At 71.9% G+C, this 18,373-nt stretch carries 15 protein-coding genes; 6 read left to right on the top strand and 9 right to left on the bottom strand.

The annotated features are described in order from the left end of the window. Position 1 precedes the first annotated feature (1 nt). The 3 genes from IE277_RS12915 to IE277_RS12925 form a co-directional block, all read right to left on the bottom strand. Positions 2-2,464: a GcvT family protein gene (locus IE277_RS12915; protein ID WP_189951722.1), complete on the bottom strand. Its 2,463-nt coding sequence runs from the start codon at positions 2,462-2,464 to the stop codon at positions 2-4. 117 nt (positions 2,465-2,581) lie between these two features. Then, positions 2,582-3,667 (bottom strand): S-(hydroxymethyl)mycothiol dehydrogenase, encoded by a 1,086-nt coding sequence (locus IE277_RS12920; RefSeq protein ID WP_189951725.1) that lies wholly within the window; start codon positions 3,665-3,667, stop codon positions 2,582-2,584. Between the two features lie 236 nt (positions 3,668-3,903). Beyond that, positions 3,904-4,743, bottom strand: a complete 840-nt coding sequence (locus IE277_RS12925) for an IclR family transcriptional regulator (protein ID WP_189951727.1) — start codon at positions 4,741-4,743, stop codon at positions 3,904-3,906. 327 nt (positions 4,744-5,070) lie between these two features. Between IE277_RS12925 and IE277_RS12930 the strand changes: the two genes are divergently transcribed. Beyond that, positions 5,071-5,394, top strand: a complete 324-nt coding sequence (locus tag IE277_RS12930; protein ID WP_189951729.1) for a bifunctional 3-phenylpropionate/cinnamic acid dioxygenase ferredoxin subunit — start codon at positions 5,071-5,073, stop codon at positions 5,392-5,394. Between the two features lie 55 nt (positions 5,395-5,449). Next, entirely contained in the window at positions 5,450-6,637 is a 1,188-nt protein-coding gene (locus IE277_RS12935; RefSeq protein ID WP_189951731.1) for an NAD(P)/FAD-dependent oxidoreductase, read from the top strand. A gap of 43 nt (positions 6,638-6,680) precedes the next feature. On the opposite strand, the gene IE277_RS12940 is transcribed toward IE277_RS12935, so the two are convergent. Then, positions 6,681-7,151 (bottom strand): hypothetical protein, encoded by a 471-nt coding sequence (locus IE277_RS12940; RefSeq protein WP_189951816.1) that lies wholly within the window; start codon positions 7,149-7,151, stop codon positions 6,681-6,683. Between the two features lie 420 nt (positions 7,152-7,571). On the opposite strand from IE277_RS12940, the gene IE277_RS12945 reads away from it, so the two are divergent. From IE277_RS12945 to IE277_RS12960, 4 genes are all read left to right on the top strand, one after another. Beyond that, positions 7,572-10,424 (top strand): nitrate- and nitrite sensing domain-containing protein, encoded by a 2,853-nt coding sequence (locus IE277_RS12945; RefSeq protein WP_189951733.1) that lies wholly within the window; start codon positions 7,572-7,574, stop codon positions 10,422-10,424. Next, positions 10,421-10,855 carry a roadblock/LC7 domain-containing protein gene (locus IE277_RS12950; RefSeq protein WP_189951735.1) on the top strand — a complete coding sequence of 145 codons (435 nt, stop codon included), beginning with the start codon at positions 10,421-10,423 and terminating at the stop codon, positions 10,853-10,855. Before IE277_RS12945 ends, IE277_RS12950 begins: the two co-directional genes overlap by 4 nt. 9 nt (positions 10,856-10,864) lie before the next feature. After that, positions 10,865-11,260 (top strand): DUF742 domain-containing protein, encoded by a 396-nt coding sequence (locus tag IE277_RS12955; RefSeq protein ID WP_189951737.1) that lies wholly within the window; start codon positions 10,865-10,867, stop codon positions 11,258-11,260. Between the two features lie 156 nt (positions 11,261-11,416). Next, entirely contained in the window at positions 11,417-12,022 is a 606-nt protein-coding gene (locus IE277_RS12960) for a GTP-binding protein (protein WP_189951739.1), read from the top strand. A 118-nt stretch (positions 12,023-12,140) separates the two neighbouring features. Here IE277_RS12960 and glpK read toward each other — a convergent pair whose 3' ends face one another. The 5 genes from glpK to IE277_RS12985 all read right to left on the bottom strand — a co-directional run bounded on the left by glpK (position 12,141) and on the right by IE277_RS12985 (position 18,315). Then, complete coding sequence (gene glpK, locus IE277_RS12965) at positions 12,141-13,661, bottom strand: glycerol kinase GlpK (RefSeq protein ID WP_189951741.1); 1,521 nt, start codon at positions 13,659-13,661, stop codon at positions 12,141-12,143. A 97-nt stretch (positions 13,662-13,758) separates the two neighbouring features. Further along, a complete protein-coding gene (locus IE277_RS12970) occupies positions 13,759-14,508 on the bottom strand; it encodes an MIP/aquaporin family protein (protein WP_189951743.1) in 750 nt (249 codons plus the stop codon). A 365-nt stretch (positions 14,509-14,873) separates the two neighbouring features. After that, positions 14,874-16,523, bottom strand: coding sequence for a GGDEF domain-containing protein (locus IE277_RS12975; protein WP_189951745.1), 1,650 nt, complete (start codon positions 16,521-16,523; stop codon positions 14,874-14,876). A 158-nt stretch (positions 16,524-16,681) separates the two neighbouring features. Next, positions 16,682-17,872, bottom strand: a complete 1,191-nt coding sequence (locus IE277_RS12980) for a lipid-transfer protein (protein ID WP_189951747.1) — start codon at positions 17,870-17,872, stop codon at positions 16,682-16,684. Then, positions 17,869-18,315, bottom strand: coding sequence for a Zn-ribbon domain-containing OB-fold protein (locus IE277_RS12985; RefSeq protein WP_189951749.1), 447 nt, complete (start codon positions 18,313-18,315; stop codon positions 17,869-17,871). The genes IE277_RS12980 and IE277_RS12985 overlap by 4 nt, the downstream gene beginning before the upstream one ends. Between the last annotated feature and the right edge of the window lie 58 nt (positions 18,316-18,373).

Consider the following 18,373-nt stretch of genomic DNA (forward strand, 5'->3'; position numbering starts at 1 on the left):
ACTAACGGCGGATCCGGGACATCTTCGGGTCGAACAGCGGCTCCTCGGCGACGGTGGCCGGCACCTTCTCGCCGAAGTACTCGATCTGGACGCGGGTGCCGGATGCGAGGCCCGCCGGCAGCCAGGCGTAGGCGATGCACCGGCCGAGCGTGTAGCCGTACGACGCGCTGGTCACATAGCCGGCCGGGGCGCTGTCGACATGAACCGGTTCCTTGCCGAGGACGACGGCGGCCGGGTCGTCGAGGAGGAGCGGAGTGAGCCGGCGGGCGGGTTCCGGGGCCCGCTCCAGTGCCGCCCTGCCGACGAAGTCCGCCTTGTCCATGCGGACGGCGAAGCCGAGGCCCGCCTCGAACGGATCGTGTTCGTCGGTCATGTCGGTGCCCCAGGCGCGATATCCCTTCTCCAGGCGCAGGGAGTTGAAGGCGGAGCGCCCGGCGGCGATCACACCGAGGTGCTGGCCCGCCTCCCACAGCGTGTCCCAGAGCCGCAGGCCCAGGTCGGCCGTGGTGTACAGCTCCCAGCCCAGCTCGCCGACGTACGACAGACGCATGGCCGTGACGGGCACGTGCCCGAGGTACGTCTCCTTCGCCCGGAAGTAGCCGAAGCCCTCGTGGGAGAAGTCGTCGTGGGTCAGCGGCTGGACGAGATCCCGGGCGAGGGGGCCCCAGACACCGATGCAGCAGGTCCCGGAGGTGATGTCCCGGATCTGCACGTCGGCGGGCGCGTGCCGCAGCAACCAGTCCAGGTCGGCGGGGGAGTTGGCGCCGACCTGGAAGCGGTCGGGGGCGAGCCGGGCGACGGTGAGATCGGAGCGGATGCCCCCGCTCTCGTCGAGGAGGAGGGTGTAGGTGACCGCGCCGGGCTTCTTACGGAGATGGTTGCTGGTCATACGGTCGAGGAAGGCGAGTGCGCCGGGGCCGGTCACCTCCAGACGGCGCAGCGGGGTCATGTCGTACAGGGCGGCCTTCTCGCGGGTCGCTCTCGCCTCGGCGGCGGCGATCGGGGACCAGTAGCGGGCCGACCAGGCGTCGCGTTCGGGGAGGTCGCCGAGGGCGTCGACGAGCGGCGCGTTCGCCTCGTACCAGTGCGGACGCTCCCAGCCGGTGCCCTCCAGGAAGAAGGCGCCGAGCTGCTGCTGGCGGGCGTGGAAGGGGCTGACCCGCAGGGGGCGTGGCTGCTGCATCGGCTGCAGCGGGTGCAGGACGTCATACACCTCGGCGAACTGCTGGGAACCGCGCTCACGGACGTACGCCGGTGAACGCTGCGCTTCCTCGAACCGGGTGAGGTCGCACTCGTGCACGTCGTTGGAGGGCCGCCCGTCGACCATCCACTCGGCCACCGCCTTCGCCACCCCGGCGGAGTGCGTCACCCAGACCGCCTCGGCGAGCCAGAAGCCCCGCAGCCGCCGGGCCTCGCCGAGGACCGGCATACCGTCCGGGGTGAAGGAGAACACGCCGTTGAACCCGGTCTCGATCTCCGTTTCGCGCAGGGCGGGCAGCAGCCGCCGGCAGTCCTCCCAGCTCGGCTCCCAGTCCTCCACGGTGAAGGGGTACGACGACGGCATCTCCCGTTCCTGAGCGCGCGCCTCGTCGTAGGCGGGCACCGCGAACGGGTCCACCGGCAGCGGCCGGTGCGCGTACGAGCCGATGCCGATGCGGTCGGTGTGTTCACGGAAGTACAGGTCCCGGTCCTGGAAGCGGAGGATGGGCCGCGAGGCCTCGGCCGTCGCCCCGCTCAGCTCGGGCAGTGGCCGGGTCTTCGCGTACTGGTGCGCAAGGGGCTGCAGCGGTACGTCGATCCCCGCCATGCGGCCGATGACCGGCCCCCAGAATCCGGCCGCGGAGACCACCCGGTCGGCGGGGAAGCCGCCCCGGTCGGTGACCACTGCTGTGACACGGCCGTCCTCCTGCTCGATGCCGGTGACCGTGTGGCGGTCCAGGAAGCGGGCGCCGCGCGCGGTGGCCCGCTCCATCTGGGCGCGGGCCGCGAGCAGGGCACGGGCCAGGCCGTCGTCGGGGGTGTGGAGGCCACCGAGGACGATCGACTCGTCCAGCAGGGGCCAGAGTTCCTTGCAGCGGGCCGTGCTCACGACCTCGCCGCGGATGCCCCAGGAGGCGGCGTACCCGGCCCGGCGGTGCAGATCGGCCAGGCGTTCGGGGGTGGTCGCCACCTCCAGGCCACCGACCTGGTCGAAGCAGGAGACGCCGTCGGCTTCGAGGGAACGGAACTTCTCGACCGTGTACATGGCGAACTCGGCGAGGGTCTTGGACGGACTGGTCCGGAAGACGAGCCCAGGGGCGTGCGAGGTGGAGCCGCCGGGGGCGGGCAGGGGGCCCTGTTCGAGGACGGTGACATCGGTCCAGCCGCGGGCGGTCAGCTCGTCGGCGAGCGAGCAGCCGACGATACCGGCGCCGATGACGACGACGCGCGGGCCCCGGGCCGGGGATGCGGGTGTGCTGGTCATGCCCCTCCTTGTGGTGGCGGGGATGGCAGGTGAGGGGGAGAGCCGCTCAGGCGGTGGGGACGTCCGGCCGCTCGGCGGCGATCGTCGTGACGACACGTTCGATGCGTACGGCGCGGTTCACAGCACGACCACCGAACGCAGCACCTCGCCCCGGTGCATCTTGCCGAACGCCTCCTCCACCTGGTCCAGGGCGATCGTCTCGGACACGAACGCGTTGAGGTCGAGCAGGCCGTACAGGTACTGGTCGATCAGGAACGGGAAGTCCCGGCTCGGCAGACAGTCGCCGTACCAGGAGGACTTGATCGCGCCGCCGCGCGAGAAGACGTCGATCAGCGGCAGTTCGACCTTCATCTCGGGGGCGGGCACACCGACCTGGACCAGCAGACCGGCGTGATCGCGCATGTAGAAGGCCTGTGTGAAGGTCTCGGGCCGGCCGACCGCGTCGATGGCGATGTCCACGCCATGGCCGTCGGTGAGTGCCCGGACCGCCTCGACCGGGTCGGTGCCACGGGAGTTGACGGTGTGGGTGGCGCCGAACTTCTCCGCCTGGTCGAGCTTCTTGTCGTCGATGTCGACGGCGATGACCTTCATGGCGCCGTTCAGACAGGCACCCGCGATGGCCGCGTTGCCGACGCCGCCGCAGCCGATGACGGCGACCGAGTCGCCGCGGCCGACCTGACCGGTGTTGACGGCGGCGCCGTAACCGGCCATCACCCCGCAGCCGATGAGTCCGGCCGCCTCGGGCCGCGCGGCCGGGTCGATCTTCACCGCCTGGCCGGCCGCTACCAGCGTCTTCTCGGCGAAGGCACCGATGCCGAGAGCATTGCTGAGCGGAGTGCCGTCCGCCAGGGTCATCGGCTGCGCGGCATTGCGGGAGTCGAAGCAGTACCAGGGCCGGCCACGGCGACAGGAACGGCAGCCGCCGCAGGGTGCCCGCCAGGCCAGCACCACATAGTCACCGGGCTTGAGGCCGGTGACACCCGGTCCGACCGCCGCGATCGTGCCGGCCGCCTCATGGCCCAGCAGAAACGGGAAGTCGTCGTTGATCGCGCCCTCCCGGTAGTGGAGATCCGTGTGGCACACCCCGCAGGCCTGCACATCGACCAGCACCTCACCGAGGCCCGGATCGGGGACGACGACCGTCCGCACCTCCACGGGTGCGCCCTTCTTCACAGCGACTACGGCACGGACCTCGTGTGGCACGACAAGCTCCTCTGCTGTTGCGCATTGCACGATGGGTTGCGCGATGAGGAACATCTTGAGAACGGCGCCACGGAGCCGTCAAGAGGTGCGCGTTAACCCTTGGCAAAAGGAACCTGTGGGACGAAATCTCTCGGACACACGAGGTGCCGCACGACCGCGCGGGACCAGGAACGTCCCGGTCCCGCGCGGTGGTCCGTGCGGCGCGAACGCGGTGCGCGCGTCGTACGGCCGTTGCGTCAGAAGCCGTAGCCCATCCGGCGCGACAGCTCGGCGCCGGCCGCCACCGTCCGCTTCGCCACCTCCGGCAGCCGGTCGGAATTCAGCCGGTACACCGGCCCCGAGACACTGATCGCGGCGATCACCTTGCCGTCGTGCGAGCGCACCGGTGCCGCGACGGCGGCGAGCCCCAGCTCCAGCTCCTCGGCCGTGACGCCGTAGCCCTGCTCGACCACGGCCTCCAGCTCCGCGCGCAGCATTCCCGCACCGGTGATCGTACGGTCCGTGAACCGCGGCAGCGTGCGCGCCAGCAGGCCCTCGCGCAGGGTGGGCGGCATGTGCGCGAGGAGTACCTTGCCGCTGGAGGTGGCGTGCAGCGGGGTGCGCCTGCCCAGCCAGTTCTGCGCGGTGACCGAGGCCGTGCCGCGGGCCTGCATGATGTTGACCGCCGCGTCGTCGTCGAGCACGGCGATGTTCACCGTCTCGCCCAGCTCGTCGGCGACCTCCCGGCAGACCGGGACGCCCTCCTGGGAGATGTCCAGCCGCACTGCCGCCGCCCCCGCGAGGCGGAGCACGCCGGCCCCCAGGTAGTACTTGCCGCGGTCCTTCGCCTGGGCCACCAGGCCGCGGTTCTCCAGGACGCCGAGCAGCCGGAACGCCGTGGACTTGTGCACGTCCAGCTCCTCGGCGAGCTCGGTGACGCCCGCCTCGCCGTGACGGGCGAGGATCTCCAGCACGCTCACGGCGCGGTCCACCGACTGCACCGCGCTGGCCGCGCCGCGGCCGTTCTGCCTCTCCGGGGTCCTTGGGGTCGCCGTGGTCTCCTCGTTGCGGTCAGACTGCTTCTGCGTGCGGGTCATGGCTCAACTCTCACCACCTGTGGGCCCGGTTCGGGCCGCATCTGCGGGAAGCCCTTGACGCGACGGCCGTCCCGCCCGGATTCTGTTGCGCATAGCGCTTGCTCGTGCGCTATACGAAACTTCATGTTACCGAAGCGTCCGGATCCCGGAAGGGTGCCGGACGACCCGGACCGATCTCGGTCCGCGATTCCCCCACCGCTGTACCGGGCCGGACCCGGACCGCCGCAGGTCCGGACTCCCGTCCGTCATCACTGACGTCTGCATATATCCCTGACGCCTGCATCGAGCAGGTCCCGGACCGAGTGTCCCGGACCGAGAGGGGGGCCCGTGATTCCCGTCTGCCGCCTCGAAGACCTCCCCGAGGGTGAGTCCGTCCGCGTCGAGGCCACACCGCCGATCGCCGTGTTCCGCACCGAGGACGGCGCTCTGTACGCCATCGACGACACCTGTACCCATCAGGACGCGTCCCTCTCCGAGGGCTGGCTGGAAGGCTGCCTGGTCGAATGCCCGCTGCACGCCGCGTCCTTCGACCTGCGCACCGGTGAGCCGACCTGCCTGCCGGCCCGCCGCCCCGTGCGCACCCATCGCGTCACCGTCGAGGACGGCGTCGTCCATGTCCACGTCGACGCGGAGGAGGGCACGGCAGCATGAACACCGCCCCCGGCACCCGCTGCCGCCACGCCGCCCACGCCAGGAGCCGTGTCGTATGAGCTCCGTGACCATCGTCGGCGCCTCCCTCTCCGGGCTCTACGCCGCCCGGGAACTGCGCGCCCAGGGCTTCGACGGCCGCCTCGTGATCGTCGGCGAGGAACCTCACCGCCCCTACGACCGGCCTCCCCTCTCCAAGGACTTCCTCACCGGCCGCGCCGGCGAGGAGCAACTCGCCCTCACCGACGCCGAGGACGTCGCCGGGCTCGACGCCGAGTGGCTGCTCGGCGTCCGCGCCCGCGGGCTCGACACCCGCGGCCGCGCGGTCCTGCTCGACAACGGCCGTACGGTCGTGACCGACGGCGTCGTCATCGCCACCGGCGCCACCGCCCGCAGACTCCCCGGCGAGAGTCTCGCCGGCGTCCACACCCTGCGCACCCTGGACGACGCCCGTGCCCTGCGCGCCGACCTCGTCCGGGGCGCCCGCCGTGTCGTCGTCATCGGCGGCGGCTTCATCGGCGCCGAGACCGCGTCCTCGTGCGCCGGGCTCGGCCACGCGGTCACCGTCGTCGAGGCCGCACCGCTGCCGCTGCTGCCCCAACTCGGCCCGGAGATGGCCGCCGTCTGCGCCGCCCTGCACCGGCGCCGCGGGGTGGAGCTGATCACCGGAACCGGGGTGACCGGGCTGCACGGCACCGCCACCGTGACCCGTGTCTCTCTCACTGACGGCCGTACGCTCCCCGCCGACACCGTGATCGTCGGTATCGGTGCCTCTCCTGCCACCTCCTGGCTGGCGGGTTCGACGCTCGCCCTGCAGGACGGCGTGCTGTGCGACGACGGCTGTGTGACGGCCCTGCCGCAGGTGGTCGCGGTCGGCGACGTCGCCCGCGTCGGCGGCAGCCGGGCCGAGCACTGGACCTCCGCCACCGAACAACCCCGTGTCGCCGTCACCAATCTGCTCGCCGGCCGCACCCTCGCAACGGTCCGCAGCATGCCGTACTTCTGGTCCGACCAGTACGGCTCCCGCATCCAGTTCGCGGGCCGGCACCGCGAGGGCGACGCCGTCCAACTCACCGAGGGCGAGTGCGGCGCCGACGGCCCCGACGAGGCCGGTTTCCTCGCCCGCTACGAACGGGAGGGCCGTACCGTCGCCGTACTCGGAGTCGACCGGCCCCGCGCCTTCATGCGGGCCAGGCGCGCACTCCAGCGAGAGGAAGGGGAACGCGCCGTACCCGCCGCGCTGTGACGGCGGCACGGTGTGAGGCGGTGGCGGACCCGCCCGCCCCGGCTCAGAGGTGGGACAGCTGCCCGGTGCCGCTCTGCCGGGGTATCCGCTCCTGCTCGCGCAGGCCTGCCCGCTGTTCGCGCCGACGGGCCCGCCGTTCGCGGCGCAGCGCGCGGGCCGTGCTGCTCGGTTCGGAGACCACGCCGTACCGCTGGTTCCACACCTGGCGGGTCACCCAGACGTCGACCACGGCCCAGGTGGCCACCACGGTGCTGGCCACACTGCTGATCACCATGGGGAACGCCGCCCAGGACTCCGCCATCGTGCACAGGAACGCCACCATCGCCTGGATCAGCGTCACCGAGATGATCAGGACCGCCCGCACCGCCGCCGTACGCACCGGATCCGGCATCGGGTGCCGTTTGGCAGGCTCCTCCACCCACAACGGCCGGTAGCTCTGCTCCGGGCCCCGTCGCGCCGCCGGGCGTCCCGCCCCGCTCTCCTCGGGCGCTTCGCGCCGCTCCGCCGTCCCCATCACCATGTCCTCCCCACCACCGGCGGACCGCTCGCCCCCGGCGTCCCAAGACTCCGACTCCCCAGTGGCTGCCCGGCTTGCGCCGGTTTACGCCGCCAGGGTGCGGGATGCGGCACCTGTGGCCCATTCCGCCCCCATTTCCCGTAGAGAAGGACGAACGGGATCGGCTGAAGATTCCCCACTTACGAAAAAATCCAGCCAACCGCCCGGCCACGACATCGCGGTCCAGGCCGGGCGCGCCCACCGGATCGCGGTGGCAATCTCCCGCAATGCCCGGACAACTCGTCACGTCTTGCCGCCGGAGCGGAAGTTCACCCTCCGGACAAGTCTTCGAGTTATCTGTGAGGCGGTAGTAGGCTCGCGCCGTTTGTTGACGCACATGTACACCCCCGGCCGGCGGGGGTCGAGCTGGGGGAGGCCATGCGCTTTCGCGGGAAGTCGATCCGCCGGAAGATCGTGGCGCTGCTTCTCGTGCCGCTGGTGTCCCTGACCGCCATCTGGGGCTTCGCAACGGTACTCACAGGGCGCGAGGTCGCCCGGCTGTTCCATGTGACGGACGTCAAGAAGGACATCGGCTACCCCGCCGAGGACACCGTCCGGGTGCTGCAGCAGGAGCGCCGCCAGACCCTCGTCTACCTCGCCGACCCGCGCGCCGCCGACGCCCTCTCCGCGCTGCAGCGCACCCGCACCGCCACCGACGAGGCGATCGCCAAGATCCGGAAGAACGCCGGGGACCACGACCTCCTCGACGGCATGGGTACGAGCGGCGGCGAGCGCCTCGCCGCCGTCCTGGACGCCTTCGACGGGCTCGACGCCCTGCGTCGCAGTGTCGAGCAGGGCACGGTCACCCGCGCCCAGGCCTTCGACCTCTACAACCGCCTGGTCGACCCCTGCTTCACGCTGCTCACCGCCCTCGAAGGCATCGACGACGTCCAGCTGGACGCCCAGGCCCGCGCGATGGTCAACATCAGCCGCGCCCGCGAACTGCTCTCCCGCGAGGACGCCCTGCTCGGCTCCTCCCTCGTCGTCGGCACCCTCACCCGGGCCGAGACCCGCGACATCTCCGACCTCGTCGCCCAGCGCACCGTCCTGTACGACGTCAGCCTGCCGCTGCTGCCCTCCGCCGAGCGCGATCGCTACCAACGCTTCTGGAAGAACGCCGGCACCGCTCCGCTGCGCACCGCCGAGAACACCGTCATCGGCACCGGCTCCGGGACCCCGCCCGGTGTCACCGCGAAGAGCTGGGACACCGAGGCCGCGGGCGTCCTGGACGAACTCGGCACCCTCGACGACCACGCGGGCGACCGCTACCAGGACCGCACCCGCCCCGTGGCCCTCGGCGTCATCCTGCAGGCGGCCGTCGCGGGCCTGCTCGGTCTGCTCGCGCTCGTGTTCTCCCTCTTCCTGTCGGTCCGGATCGGCCGCACCCTCGTCCGCGACCTGCGCCAGCTGCGCCTGGACGCCCACGAGGCCTCCGGTGTCCGGCTGCCCAGCGTGATGCGCCGGCTCTCCGCAGGCGAAGAGGTCGACGTCGAGACCGAGGTGCCACGCCTGGAGTACGACAAGAACGAGATAGGCGAGGTCGGCCAGGCCCTCAACACCCTCCAGCGCGCCGCCGTCGAAGCAGCCGTCAAGCAGGCCGAACTGCGCTCCGGAGTCTCCGAGGTCTTCGTCAACCTCGCCCGTCGAAGCCAGGTGCTGCTGCACAAACAGCTCACCCTGCTCGACACCATGGAACGCCGCACCGAGGACACCGACGAACTCGCCGACCTTTTCCGCCTGGACCACCTCACCACTCGTATGCGCCGGCACGCCGAGGGCCTGGTGATCCTCTCCGGCGCCGCCCCCTCCCGGCAGTGGCGCCGCCCGGTGCAGCTGATGGACATCGTCCGCGCCGCCGTCGCCGAGGTCGAGGACTACGAACGCATCGAGGTCCGGCGCCTGCCCCGGGTCGCCGTCACCGGACCGGCCGTCGCCGACGTCACCCATCTCGTGGCCGAACTCCTGGAGAACGCCACGGTCTTCTCGCCCCCGCACACCGCCGTCCAGGTGCTCGGCGAGCGGGTCGCCAACGGCTTCACACTGGAGATCCACGACCGCGGTCTCGGCATGACGGCCGAGGCACTCCTGGACGCCAACCTGCGCCTCGCCGAGACCCCCGAGTTCGAACTGTCCGACACCGACCGGCTCGGCCTGTTCGTGGTCAGCCGGCTCGCCCAGCGCCAGAACGTCCGGGTCTCCCTCCAGCCGTCGCCGTACGGCGGCACCACCGCCGTCGTCTTCATCCCCGACGCGCTGCTGAGCGACGACATACCGGACACCAACGGCCTCGGCTTCCGGCTCGACCGGGACCGCGGCGGGAAGGGCGCCGGGCAGGCGGCGGGCCGCGGCCTCGGACGGCCCGCGGGGCCGGTGCAGCTGCCCGGCCTGCCGACCTCGCTGCTGGACGGCCCGGTCGAACTGGAGGCGCCCGTCGACCTGGACGCCATCGACGACTTCCCCGGCGTCCTGGGCGAGGACGACAGCGAACGCGGCGGACTGTTCCGGCACCGCCGCTCCCTCTCCCGCGCCGACGACCCGGCGTCCTCCGCGTCCGACGAGGGCGTCTCCCGCGCCGAGACGGGTGCCCGGGGGCCCATACCCCTGCCGCGCCGCCAGCCCCCCAAACTGGTCAGCTCGCACGGCAAGCCCGTCACCGACCAGCGCTCCGGCCGCGACGAGGACGACCAGCAGCCCTCCGCCGCCGACCACCGCCCCGACACCGGGTCACTGGCCCCGCTGCCCTCCCGCCGGCGCACCACGGGCTCCCGCCGCCCCGCCGATCCCACCGACCGGGTCGAGACGGGCGGCACGGCGGCTCCCGCCGACGGCGCCGACGCCCCGTCCGGCGCTCCCGCGTTGCCCCGCCGCGCCCGCCCCGGGACACCCGCCGGGAATCGGCCGGGCATCCCGGCGCAGGGCGACGGCGGCACGGCGGAGCCCACCGGCGGCGAGTCCCGTCCGCGCGGGGAAGCGGCTCGGATCGCCGGCGAGTCCGCCCGGTCCGGCCTGCCCCGGCGGGTACGGCAGGCCAGCCTGGCCCCGCAGCTCAAGCAGGGCCCCGCGCGAGCCGCGGAACCCGTGGCGGGGCCCCCGGACCGCGACGCCGACGAGGTCCGTAGCAGGATGGCCTCACTCCAGCGCGGCTGGCAGCGCGGCCGCCGGGAGAACGCCGCGGGCGAGGGCGTGCAGAACGGCTCAGCACAAGGAACGACTAAGGGGGACGGTCGATGACCGCACCGAAGGCGACCGGCCACACGGAAGTGAACAAGGGGGAGCTGAACTGGCTCCTGGACGATCTGGTCGACCGGGTCGCCAGCATCCGCAAGGCCGTCGTCCTGTCCGGCGACGGCCTGCCGACGGGTGTGTCCAAGGACCTGTCCAGGGAGGACAGCGAGCATCTGGCCGCCGTCGCGTCGGGCTTCCACAGCCTCGCCAAGGGAGTGGGCCGCCACTTCGACGCGGGCGGTGTCCGGCAGACGGTGGTGGAGCTGGACGACGCCTTCCTGTTCGTCACCGCCGCGGGGGACGGCAGCTGTCTCGCCGTCCTGTCCGACGCCGACTCCGACGTCGGACAGGTCGCCTACGAGATGACGCTCCTCGTCAAGCGGGTCGGCGTGCATCTGGGCAGCGCCCCGCGCACCGATCTGCCCGCAGGCGGGTAGTGGGATGACATGAGCGAAGACGGCCAGGCAAGAAACCACTGGTTCGACGACGAGGCCGGACCGGTCGTCCGTCCGTACGCCATGACGCGTGGCCGCACCACGAGCCCGGCCCAGCACCGGCTCGACCTGATCGCGGTGGTCGTCACGGAACCGGACGCGGGCGACCCGGAGTCGGATCCGGGCCTGTCGCCGGAGCATGTGGAGATCGTCGGGCTCTGTCGCGGCGCACCGCAGTCGGTCGCCGAACTCGCCGCCGAGCTCACCCTGCCGATCGGTGTGGTGCGCGTCCTCATCGGTGACCTCGTGCACGCGAAACTCGTCCACGTCACGCGTCCGGTGCCGCCGGCCGAACTGCCGGACGAGAGCATTCTGCGTGACGTGATCAACGGCCTCCGGGCGCTGTGACGGACGCGCGAGGCGCTGTCACGGACGCGCGAGGGCCGCGCTGCGGGAGGACAGCGCCGCCGGACGGCGGCACTGATGTGACAGGCCGGCAGCGAAAAACCCGGCGGCGGCCATGGCCGGCCGTCGCCCGACCCCATCAAGCAGGAGAAGAGACCGATGATCTTCGGGCGTTCTGAGCGCGGCAAGCCCCCGGTCGAGCCCGTCACGCTCAAGATCCTCGTGGCCGGCGGCTTCGGCGTGGGCAAGACGACCCTCGTCGGCGCGGTCAGCGAGATCAGGCCGCTGCGCACCGAGGAACAGCTCTCCGAGACCGGGCGCCCGGTCGACGACACTAGCGGTGTGGAGAGCAAGAGCACCACCACCGTGGCCATGGACTTCGGCCGTATCACCCTGCGCGAGGACCTGGTGCTCTACCTCTTCGGCACGCCGGGGCAGGAGCGGTTCTGGTTCATGTGGGACGAGCTGTCCGAGGGCGCGCTCGGCGCCGTCGTCCTCGCGGACACACGCCGGCTGGAGGACTGCTTCGCCGCCGTCGACTACTTCGAGCGGCGTTCCATCCCCTTCCTGGTCAGTGTCAACTGCTTCGAGGGTGCGGACCGTTACCCGGCCGAGGCCGTCCGCCAGGCCCTCGACCTGGACGACGGCGTACCCGTCGTGCTGTGCGACGCCCGCGAGCGGGGCTCGGTCAAGGAGGTGCTCATCGGGCTGGTGCGGCACGCGATGGACCACGCGGCGGACCGCCGCGAGGCCGCCCTCAACTGACCTACGGGCCTCGACCGACCCACGGGGCACGGCCCGTACCCCCGCCGACCGGGGTACGGGCCGTGGTCCGGTGAGGAGCGTTCACGCGCGCGTGCGGCGACTTTTCCGCCCGCCTCCGCTACGCGCCGTCTTCCTCCTGCCAGCCGAAGCTCTTCTCGACGGCCTTGCGCCAGTTGCGGTACTCGCGGTCGCGTACCGACGCCTCCATCGCCGGAGCCCACTCCGCGTCCCGCTGCCAGTGCGACTTCAGCTCGTCCAGGTCGTTCCACACCCCCGTCGCCAGACCCGCCGCGTAGGCCGCGCCCAGACAGGTCGTCTCCGACACCCGCGGCCGGATCACCGGCACGCCGAGGACGTCCGCCTGGTGCTGCATGAGCAGGTTGTTCTTCGTCATTCCGCCGTCGACCTTCAAGGTGGAGATACGGACCCCGGAGTCCTGATACATGGCGTCCACGACTTCCCGGGTCTGCCAGCTCGTCGCCTCCAGGACCGCGCGCGCGAGATGGGCCTTCGTGACGTACCGGGTGAGGCCGGTGACGACACCGCGCGCGTCGGCCCGCCAGTAGGGCGCGAACAGCCCGGAGAACGCGGGCACGATGTAGGCGCCGCCGTTGTCCTCGACGCTCGCCGCCAGCGTCTCGATCTCGTCGGCGCTGCGGATGATGCCGAGCTGGTCGCGGAACCACTGGACCAGCGCGCCCGTTATCGCTATGGACCCCTCCAGGCAGTACACCGGCGCCTCAGCGCCGATCTTGTAGCCCATCGTCGTCAGCAGCCCGCTCTTGGACGGCACCGGCCGGTTTCCGGTGTTCAGCAGCAGGAAACTGCCGGTGCCGTAGGTGTTCTTCGCGGTGCCGACGTCGTAGCAGGCCTGCCCGAAGACGGCGGCCTGCTGGTCCCCCAGCGCGGAGGCCACGGGCACCCCGGCGAGCTGCCCGACCGCCGTGCCGTACACCTCGGCGGAGGACCTGATCTCCGGCAGGACCGCCTGGGGCACGTTCATGGCGGAGAGGATGGCGGGATCCCACTGGAGGGTCTCCAGGTCCATGAGCATCGTGCGGCCGGCGTTCGTGACGTCGGTGACATGCCGGCCGCCGTCGGGGCCGCCGGTGAGGTTCCAGATCAGCCAGGAGTCGATGGTGCCGAAGGCGATCTCGCCGCGTTCGGCCCGCTCCCGCAGGCCGGGCACATGGTCGAGCAGCCAGGCCGCCTTGGGTCCGGAGAAGTAGCTGGCGAGCGGCAGCCCCGTCTGCTCGCGGAACCGGTCCTGGCCGTCCGCGCCGCCCAGTTCGGTGCAGAGCGCGGCGGTACGGGTGTCCTGCCAGACGATCGCGTTGTGCACGGGCTTGCCGGTGGCGCGGTCCCACAGGACCGTCGTCTCCCGCTGGTTGGTGATGCCGAGCGCACTGAGCTGGTCGGCGCGCAGTCCGGCCTTGGCGAGCGCTCCGGCCACCACGGCCTGCACCTTGGACCAGATCTCGGTCGCGTCGTGCTCCACCCAGCCCGGTTTGGGGAAGATCTGGCGGTGCTCGCGCTGGTCGATGGCGACGATCGCGCCGCTGTGGTCGAAGACGATGCAGCGGCTGGACGTGGTGCCCTGGTCGATGGCGGCGACATAGGTGTCGGCGGTGTCCGTCATGGCTGTCCCTGGGTCGCTGGGTCGGATCGCTGGGTCGGATCGCTGGGTCGGGTCGCTGGTCGGATCGCTGGGTCGGGTGCTGGGGCGGGTCGCCGGGTCAGAAGGCCGCGTGGTGGACGAGGCCCGCGAGTACCCCGCCGATCAGCGGGCCGACCACCGGGATCCAGGCGTAACCCCAGTCGGAGGTGCCCTTGTTCGGGATCGGCAGGAAGGAGTGCACGATGCGCGGTCCGAGGTCACGGGCCGGGTTGATGGCGTAACCGGTGGGGCCGCCGAGGGAGAGGCCGATACCGACGACGAGCAGCGAGACGACCAGCACCGTGGTGCCGGACTCGCCGAGCCCCTTCGTCTGCCCGAAGGCGAGGATGGGCAGCACCAGGGCCATGGTCGCGATGATCTCGGTGACGAGGTTGGCGACCGGGTTCCGGATCTCCGGGATGGTCGAGAAGACGCCGAGGGTCGGCAGCGGCTCCTCGCCGGCGTCCTCGCCCGTGCCCTCCTCGCGGACGTTGGCCTGGAACTGCGCGAGGTACACGAGATAGGCGAGAACGGCGCCCAGCATCGCGCCGACGATCTCGCCCAGCAGATAGACCCAGACCTTGCCCCATGTGCCGGTGTCCACCGCGATGCCGATGGTGACCGCGGGATTGAGCTGTCCGCCGGAGAGCGGAGCCGCGGTGTACGCACCCGCGAGGACGCCGAAGCCCCAGCCGAACGCGATGACGATCCAGCCCGAGGCCCGCGCCTTGGAGTGTCTGAGGGTGACGGCGGCGCACACACCCGCACCGAACAGGATCAGGATCGCGGTGCCGATGACCTCGCCGACGAAGATGTCTCCGTTGCTCATGACGGCTCCCTTGACGCCGGTCGGGGGCGCTCGGCCCCGGCTCTCCGTGCAGGAAGGTTCCTTGGCGACGTCAGCCGAAGCCAGGCGCCCCGCGCCCCGCCCGGCGTCCGTGACGAGCGAGCCGTGGCAGCCGTATCGCCGGGCCGGGACGGGCCGTGGAGCAGGACAGACCCGTGGCACAGTGCCTGATAACGCCGAGAATGTACGGCGATGTCGGCTGACACCGGAAGTGTTCACCGGTGTCACGGGGGCGTCAAGGTTGCCGACGGCGACGGTGACAGTGACTCACCCGGTGGCCCTGTGCGCACAGCCGGGCTTCGGCGGACATCCGACCCGTCCTCAACGGGCATGTACGGGAAGGATGTTCACCATCCTGGCTCCGCCGTCGCGTATCCGGCCTGGGCCGGCGTCGTCCCCGGGCCGCGCCGGACCTCGTGACCGGGCAGCCCGGCCCGACCGAGCACCCAGCTCGCCCCGCGCAGCGCCTTGGCCGCCTGCTTCAGCGGCGCGAGCTGGGCGGCGGCCTGGCGGTGGTCGCCCACGCTTCCCGGTGCGCACACGACGGTCGCGAGGGAGAGTGTGACCGCACGGTCCGCCGCCGCCCAGGGCACGTCGAGGACGGCGCCGACCAGCGGATCGAGCGCCGCCTCCTCGGCCAGCACCAGGAAGTCGTCCCCGCCGATGTGCCCCACGCGTGCGTGCCCCGAGACCGCCTGCCGCAGCGCTTGTCCCACGGAGCGGATCAGCTCGTCCCCGGCGGCGAACCCGGCCCCGTCGTTGACCTGTTTGAAGTGATCGATGTCCAGCCAGCTGAGTGCGAAGGTCCGGCCGTCCTCGATCCACCGGTCCACCTCGGTCGTGATCGCCTCCGAACCGGGCAGCCGCGTCAGCGGATTGAGCCCGGCCGCCTCCTCGACCCGGCTCTCGGCCAGCGCCCGCACCAGATCCGCGAGCCGTACGACGCCCACGCACCGCCCGTGCCGGTCGACCACCGCGACATCGTCGGAGGTCCGGTCCCGGCCGCCGATCGCGACGACGTCCAGCACCTCCCAGGCGGTGGCGTCGGCGCCGACCGTGCGGGGCGCGTCGCCCAGCTTGACCGCCGGTCGGTCGGCGTACAGGGCGTGCCCGTACCGGCCGGACATCGACAGCAGGAAGCGTGAGCGGTGCACCGAGCGCACGGGCCGGCCGGCCTGGTCCACCAACAGCACACCGGAGACGTCCGGCGATCCGGTCAGCAGTGCCCGCACCTGACCGGCGGAGGCGGTCAGCGGCAGCAGGGCGGCCGGCCGCACGAACTCCCGCACCGACGGCCCGGACCGGGGCACGCCGACGGCGCCGGGGGAGCGGGGCGGAACGTATACGTCCGTGGCCGGGATCCGGGCCGGCGGCGCGAACAGCTCGCCCTGGGCCAGCTGTGCCCCGGCGGACAGCGCCGCCGCGCACTGCAGTTCGGTCTCGACCCCCTCCACCGCGACCAGGGCCCCCAGCTCCCCGCACAGCGTCCGCATCGCCCGCACCGCAGCCGGCCGGGCCAGCAGCGAGGCGTCGAGCTTGACCAGGTCGGGGGAGAGGTCGGTGAGCAGCCGCAGGGGTACGTCACCGTCCCCGATGCCGTCCGCGCTGATCCGGAAGCCCTGCTCGCGCAGGCCGGCCACGGCCTCCAGCAGGGCTCGCTGCGGCACATGCGTGTAGGGCGGGACGACGTCCAGGGTCACTTCCCAGGGCATACGGCCGGCCGACCGCACGGCGTCGTGCAGCGGGGTGAGGCCGCCGAGGTCGGCGAGGGTGGCCGCGAACACGTTGAGATGCAGCGGCAGCATGGTCTCCTTGCGCGTCGCGGCGCGGAGCGCCAGCACCGTGAGCATCCCGTCGAGTTCGGGGTCCCGGCGGGCCTCGGCCAGGATGTCACCGGTCTCCGGGCGGGCGAGTGTCTCCAGTGCGGTGACCGCGCCCGTCCTCAGGTTGACCACCGGCTGGAAGGCGAAGCGGAGAGTGTCCGTCCAGGAGTGCACGGGAGCATGATGGCGCTGCCCGCGGGCGCCCTGGGGCAATTCATGAGACGTTCACGCAGCATTCCGGGGTGGTCACACAGCGTGGACAAGCTCTGCGGTCACTCCTGTCACACCATGCTCTCCCTGCCGCTCACGCGATGCTCTCCCCGCCGCCGCCCTCACCGCACCGCGACCACCGACGACCCGTGCCCGAACAGCCCCTGGTTGGCGGAGATCCCCACATGTGCCCCGGTGATCTGACGCTCGCCCGCCGTGCCTCTCAGCTGCCAGGTCAGCTCGCACACCTGGGCGATGGCCTGGGCCGGCACCGCCTCCCCGAAGGAGGCGAGACCGCCACTGGCGTTGACGGGTATGCGCCCGCCCGGAGCCGTCGCCCCCTCCCGCAGGAGCTTCGCCCCCTCGCCCGCGCCGCACAGCCCCAGATCCTCGTACCACTGCAACTCCAGCGCGGTGGACAGGTCGTACACCTCGGCCAGGGAGAGGTCCTCGGGGCCGATGCCCGCCTCCTCGTAGGCCGCGCGGGCGATGGACGAGCGGAAGGGCTCGCCCGGGGCCGCCACGGCGACGGCGGAGTCCGTGGCGATGTCCGGCAGGTCCAGCACCGTGTTCGGGAAGCGCGGGGTCACCGTCGAGACCGCCCGGATCCGCACCGGGCGGGACACTCCGTGCCGGTGCGCGAAGTCCAAGCCGGCGAGCACCAGGGCCGCGCCGCCGTCGGAGGTGGCGCAGATGTCGAGCAGCCGCAGGGGATCGGCGACCACCGCGGAAGCGGCGACCTCCTCGGCGGTGACCCGCTTGCGGTAGCGGGCGTACGGATTCAGCGCGCCCATCGCGGCGTTCTTCACCTTGACCAGCGCGAAGTCCTCCGGTGTGTCCCCGTGCTCGGCCATCCGCCGCCGTGCGTACAGCCCGAAGTACGTCGGATTCGTCGCGCCCAGCAGGCGGAAGCGCAGCCAGTCCGGATCGTCGGGGCGCTCCCCGCCCGCCGGCCGGAAGAAGCCCTTGGGTGCCGCGTCCGCCCCGACCACGAGGGCGACGTCCACGAGCCCGGCGAGGATCTGGGCACGCGCCGCGGCGATGGCCTGCGCCCCGGAGGCGCACGCCGCGTACACACTGCTGACCCTGGCCCCTTGCCAGCCCAGGGCCTTGGCGAACGTCGCGCCCGCGACATGTCCCGGATACCCGCACCGCACCGTGTCCGCGCCCACGATCGAGCCGATGTCCCGCCAGTCGAGCCCGGCGTCCGCGAGTGCCGCGCGGGCCGCCGCCGTCCCGTACTCCACGAAGGACCGCCCCCACTTGCCCCAGGGGTGCATGCCCGCGCCGAGCACCGCCACGTCTTTCGTCATGCCCTCACCCCTGTCGGCCGCCAGTACCAGGTCGTCCAGGTCGTCTCCGTGTCCTCGTGGAGCACTCCGGGGACGACCTCCACCTCCATGCCCACCGTCAGGTCGGCGACGGTGATCCCGGGAGCCGCCTGTCCCAGCACCACGATCCGCTCGGCCGCCAGCTCCACTGCGATCAACGCGTACGGCTCCCAAGGAAGTTCCGGATTGCTCACATAGGGTGACGGTGGGCGGTAGCGTCCGTCCGTGTATGACCAGATGTGCCCCTTTCGTGACAGCGGAACCTCCTCCAGGAGGCCGCCGATGCAGTACGGATTGCGACAGTGGACGTCCTCGCGCGGGAAGAAGACCGAGGCGCAGGACGAGCAGCGGGTGCCCAGGAGTCGGAAGTCGTCCCCGTCGCCGATGAACCAGCCGGCGACCGCGGGTGTGCGTGTCCGGGACAAAGCCCCTCCCTGTCATAACATCTGACGGATCGTCAGAAGTGTGTCACGGGTATCCCGA

It is taken from the genome of Streptomyces alanosinicus, from assembly GCF_014650595.1.
Taxonomy (GTDB): Bacteria; Actinomycetota; Actinomycetes; order Streptomycetales; family Streptomycetaceae; genus Streptomyces; species Streptomyces alanosinicus.

Coding starts and splice junctions, on each gene's coding strand:
- IE277_RS12915 (WP_189951722.1), bottom strand. CDS start 2,464: ATGACCAGCACACCCGCATCCCCGGCCCGGGGCCCGCGCGTCGTCGTC.
- IE277_RS12925 (WP_189951727.1), bottom strand. CDS start 4,743: ATGACCCGCACGCAGAAGCAGTCTGACCGCAACGAGGAGACCACGGCG.
- IE277_RS12935 (WP_189951731.1), top strand. CDS start 5,450: ATGAGCTCCGTGACCATCGTCGGCGCCTCCCTCTCCGGGCTCTACGCC.
- IE277_RS12940 (WP_189951816.1), bottom strand. CDS start 7,151: ATGGGGACGGCGGAGCGGCGCGAAGCGCCCGAGGAGAGCGGGGCGGGA.
- IE277_RS12945 (WP_189951733.1), top strand. CDS start 7,572: ATGCGCTTTCGCGGGAAGTCGATCCGCCGGAAGATCGTGGCGCTGCTT.
- IE277_RS12950 (WP_189951735.1), top strand. CDS start 10,421: ATGACCGCACCGAAGGCGACCGGCCACACGGAAGTGAACAAGGGGGAG.
- IE277_RS12955 (WP_189951737.1), top strand. CDS start 10,865: ATGAGCGAAGACGGCCAGGCAAGAAACCACTGGTTCGACGACGAGGCC.
- IE277_RS12960 (WP_189951739.1), top strand. CDS start 11,417: ATGATCTTCGGGCGTTCTGAGCGCGGCAAGCCCCCGGTCGAGCCCGTC.
- glpK (WP_189951741.1), bottom strand. CDS start 13,661: ATGACGGACACCGCCGACACCTATGTCGCCGCCATCGACCAGGGCACC.
- IE277_RS12970 (WP_189951743.1), bottom strand. CDS start 14,508: ATGAGCAACGGAGACATCTTCGTCGGCGAGGTCATCGGCACCGCGATC.
- IE277_RS12980 (WP_189951747.1), bottom strand. CDS start 17,872: ATGACGAAAGACGTGGCGGTGCTCGGCGCGGGCATGCACCCCTGGGGC.